Consider the following 3,934-nt stretch of genomic DNA (forward strand, 5'->3'; position numbering starts at 1 on the left):
CCTCTCCCCGCTGGGGGGGTGTGGGCCGGGGTGAGGGGCAGCCGCGAGGCTCGGCCTCGACGAGATGCCCCCTCACCCGGATTGCTGCGCAATCCGACCCCTCCCCGCAAGCGGGGAGAGGTGACTAAACGCCCTTCCCTCAGTTGCAGGCAGTCACAGTGCTCGAGCTGATCGTCATCTCCACCCTCAACGGCGTTCTGTACGGGATGCTGCTGTTTTTGATGGCGAGCGGGCTCACCGTCATCTTCAGCATGCTCGGCGTGCTGAACTTCGCCCATGCCAGCTTCTACATGCTGGGCGCCTTTTTCGGATTTCAGATCAGCCGCTGGTTCGGTTACTGGCCGGCGCTGCTGATCGCCCCGCTGCTCGCCGGCGCCATCGGCGCCGCGGTCGAGCGCTACGGCCTGCGCCGCGTCCACAAAAACGGCCACGTCGCCGAGTTGCTGTTCACCTTTGGTCTGGCCTTTGCGATCGAGGAAGTCGTGTCGATCATCTGGGGCAAGGTGCCGGTCGACTATCGCGTCCCGGCCCTGCTCGACTTCCCGGCCTTCACGATCTTTTCGACCAACTACCCGGCCTACAAGATGTTCATGCTGGCGGTGTCGGTGGTGATCTTCGTCGGCCTGCTGGTGGCGCTGAAGAAGACGCGGATCGGCCTGATCGTGCAGGCGGCGCTGACCCATCCGCACATGGTGGCGCATCTCGGCCATAACGTCGAACGCATCTTCATGCTGGTGTTCGGCGTCGGCACCGCGCTCGCGGCCGTCGCCGGCGTGATCGCCGGCCCGTCGCTGGTGACGCAATCGAACATGGCGGCGCTGCTCGGCCCGATCCTGTTCGTCGTCGTCGTGGTCGGCGGGCTCGGCTCGCTGCCGGGCGCGTTCATCGCCTCGCTGCTGATCGGCCTGGTGCAGACCTTCGCCGTGTCGATCAACGGCTCGCTCGCCTCGGTGTTCGGACCGCTCGGTCCCGACCTGGCGCAATCCTGGCTCAGCGACATCTGGAACGTGACGATCGCGCAGATCGCCCCGATCATTCCGTATCTGCTGCTGGTGCTGATCCTGATCTTCCGGCCGATGGGGCTGTTGGGGACTCGCGAAACATGACCGACCTCGCTGCTCGCGTGGCGCCGCCACGGCCGGCCGTGTCCGACCGGCTAAAATTCTACGGAACCTGGATCGGCGCCGCGCTGGTCCTGCTGGTGCTGCCGCAGGTGTTTTCCTCCGGCGGCTCGCTGACGACCTTCAGCCTGGTCGGCATCTCGATCATCTTCGCGCTGTCGTACAACATCCTGCTCGGCCAGACCGGGATGCTGTCGTTCGGCCACGCGGTGTATTACGGCCTCGGCGGCTTCCTGGCGATCCACGCCATCAACTTCCTCGGCGCCAACAAATGGGCGATCCCGCTGCCGGTAGTGCCGCTGATCGGTGGGCTTGCGGGGCTGTTCCTGGCGGCGCTGATCGGCTGGGTGATGACGCAGCGTTCGGGCACCGCGTTCGCGATGATCTCGCTCGGCCTCGCCGAACTCGTCGCCTCCTCGGCACTGATCCTGCGCACCTTCTTCGGCGGCGAAGCCGGCATCTCGGCCAACCGCGCCAAGCTGTTCAAGGTGTTCGGCCTGTCGTTCGGGCCGCAGATCCAGATCTATTATCTGATCGCCGCTTGGACGCTGATCGCCATGATCGCGATGTATGCGCTGACCCGCACCCCGCTCGGCCGGATGTGCAACGCGGTCCGCGACAACCCGGAGCGTGTGCAGTTCGTCGGCTATGATCCGCACGTCGTGCGCTATCTGGCGTTCTGCTTCTCCGGCTTCTTCGCCGGCATCGCCGGGGCGCTGGCCGCGATCAATTTCGAAATCGCCAACTCGGCCTATCTCGGCGCGGTGCAGTCCGGCACCGTTCTGTTCGCGGCCTATATCGGTGGCATCGGCTTCTTCATCGGGCCGATCGTCGGCGCCATCTTCGTCACCGTGCTGTCGCTGGTGCTGAGCGACCTGACCCAGGTCTGGCAGCTGTATTTCGGTCTGTTCTTCATCGCCGTCGTGGTGTTCGCCCCGGGCGGCATCACCGGCCTGCTGATGATGCACCGGCCGCTGGTGCGCGCCGGCATGCTCAGCCGGGTGCTGCCGAGCTATCTGCTCGCCGCGCTGCCGACGCTGGCGCTGTGCACCGGGCTGATGCTGATGATCGAAACCATCGTGCACTACACCGTGAACCCGCACGAGGATCCGAACCGCGTCTCCTTCGGCATTCCGTTCAACGCCGCCAGCCCGTTGACCTGGGCCGCCTCGGCCGCGCTGATCATCGTCGGCTTTATTCTGGCGCGGATGGCGTGGAAACGCGTCGCCGAGAGCTGGGACACCACGCTGACCGCCGCCCGCGCCAAGGTGCATGCCGCATGACCCCCGCCATCCAACTTACGAATGTCGAGAAGAGCTTCGGCATCACCAAGGTGATCCAGAACGTGACGCTGTCGGTCGCGCAGGGCGAGCGCCACGCACTGATCGGCCCGAACGGCGCCGGCAAGTCGACCACGTTCAACCTGATCAGCGGCTATATGAAGCCGACCGCGGGCAGCATCCTGTTGCGCGGCGAAGAGATCTCCGGGCTGCGGCCGTTCCAGATCAACCGCCGCGGGCTGTCGCGCTCGTTCCAGGTGACCAACGTGTTCGCCAACATGACGGTGTGGGAGAATCTGCGCTGCGCCGTGCTGTGGGCGACCGGCCATCGCTACTCGTTCTGGAAGAACGTCGATAACCTGCCGGAGGTGCGCGAGCGCACCGCGCAGATTCTCGAGGACATCCACCTCACCTCGCGCCGCGACATCCCGGCCGGCCTACTCACCTATGCCGAACAGCGCGCGCTGGAGATCGGCATCACCATCGCAGGCGGCGCTAACGTGATCCTGCTCGACGAGCCGACCGCCGGCATGAGCAACGCCGAAACCGAACGCGCGGTGGCGCTGATCCGACGGCTCACCGAAGGCCGCACCCTGCTGATCGTCGAGCACGACATGAGTGTGGTGTTCGGCCTCGCCGATCGCATCTCGGTGCTGGTCTACGGCCAGGTGATTGCGTCCGGCACGCCGGACGAGATCCGCGGCAATCCCAAAGTCAAGGAAGCCTATCTCGGCGAGGAAGCGGCCTGATGCTCGAGATCAAGGACCTGCACGCGTATTACGGCAAGAGCCACATCCTGCAAGGCGTCGATATGCAGATCGGCGCCGGCGAAGTGGTGAGCCTGCTCGGCCGCAACGGCGTCGGCCGCTCGACCACCGTCAAGGCGGTGATGGGCGAGGTGCCGCCGCACGGCACCATCCTGTTCAAGGGCAAGAACATCGCCGGCCTGCCGAGCTACAGGATCGCGCATCTCGGCCTCGGCTATGTGCCGGAGCATCGCGACATCTTCCCGGGCCTGACGGTTCGCCAGAACCTGATGCTCGGCGTCAAGAACCCGCGCAATCCCGGCAAGTGGCGGCTGGAGGACATGCTCGACATGTTCTCCAACCTGAAGGAACGGGCCGACACACCGGCCGGCGTGCTGTCCGGCGGCGAAAAGCAGATGCTGACGATCTGCCGGACGCTGATGGGCGATCCCGAACTGGTCATGATCGACGAGCCGACCGAAGGGCTGGCGCCGCTGATCGTGCAGCAGGTCGGCGACCTGATCGCCGAAATCGCCCGCCGCGGCGTCGCTATTTTGCTTGTCGAACAGAAACTGTCGATCGCGATGCGGATTTCGCACCGCCTCTACGTCATGGGCCACGGCAAGATCGTGTTCGAAGGCACCCCCGCCGACCTCAAGGGCAACGCCGCGGTGCGCAAGGAGTGGCTGGAGGTCTAGGGTCGTCCCTCGCCCCCCCCCCCCGGGGGGGGGGGGGGGGGGGGGGGGGGGGGGGGGGGGGGGGGGGGGGGGGGGGGGGGGGGGGGGGG

Annotated in this window: 4 protein-coding genes; all 4 read left to right on the forward strand. The window is 66.1% G+C overall.

Features of this window, described 5'->3' with window-relative positions:
* The first annotated feature begins 158 nt into the window (after positions 1-158).
* From D4Q52_RS25905 to D4Q52_RS25920, 4 genes are read left to right on the forward strand one after another with little or no spacing between them, the layout of a single operon-like run.
* Positions 159-1,106 carry a branched-chain amino acid ABC transporter permease gene (locus D4Q52_RS25905; protein ID WP_119859467.1) on the forward strand — a complete coding sequence of 316 codons (948 nt, stop codon included), beginning with the start codon at positions 159-161 and terminating at the stop codon, positions 1,104-1,106.
* Positions 1,103-2,404 carry a branched-chain amino acid ABC transporter permease gene (locus tag D4Q52_RS25910; RefSeq protein WP_119859464.1) on the forward strand — a complete coding sequence of 434 codons (1,302 nt, stop codon included), beginning with the start codon at positions 1,103-1,105 and terminating at the stop codon, positions 2,402-2,404. Before D4Q52_RS25905 ends, D4Q52_RS25910 begins: the two co-directional genes overlap by 4 nt.
* Complete coding sequence (locus D4Q52_RS25915; protein ID WP_119859465.1) at positions 2,401-3,150, forward strand: ABC transporter ATP-binding protein; 750 nt, start codon at positions 2,401-2,403, stop codon at positions 3,148-3,150. Before D4Q52_RS25910 ends, D4Q52_RS25915 begins: the two co-directional genes overlap by 4 nt.
* A complete protein-coding gene (locus tag D4Q52_RS25920) occupies positions 3,150-3,845 on the forward strand; it encodes an ABC transporter ATP-binding protein (RefSeq protein ID WP_119859466.1) in 696 nt (231 codons plus the stop codon). The genes D4Q52_RS25915 and D4Q52_RS25920 overlap by 1 nt, the downstream gene beginning before the upstream one ends.
* Positions 3,846-3,934 lie beyond the last annotated feature (89 nt).

Origin of the sequence: Rhodopseudomonas palustris (genome assembly GCF_003591005.1) — a bacterium.
In the GTDB taxonomy this organism is placed as follows: Bacteria; Pseudomonadota; Alphaproteobacteria; order Rhizobiales; family Xanthobacteraceae; genus Rhodopseudomonas; species Rhodopseudomonas palustris_K.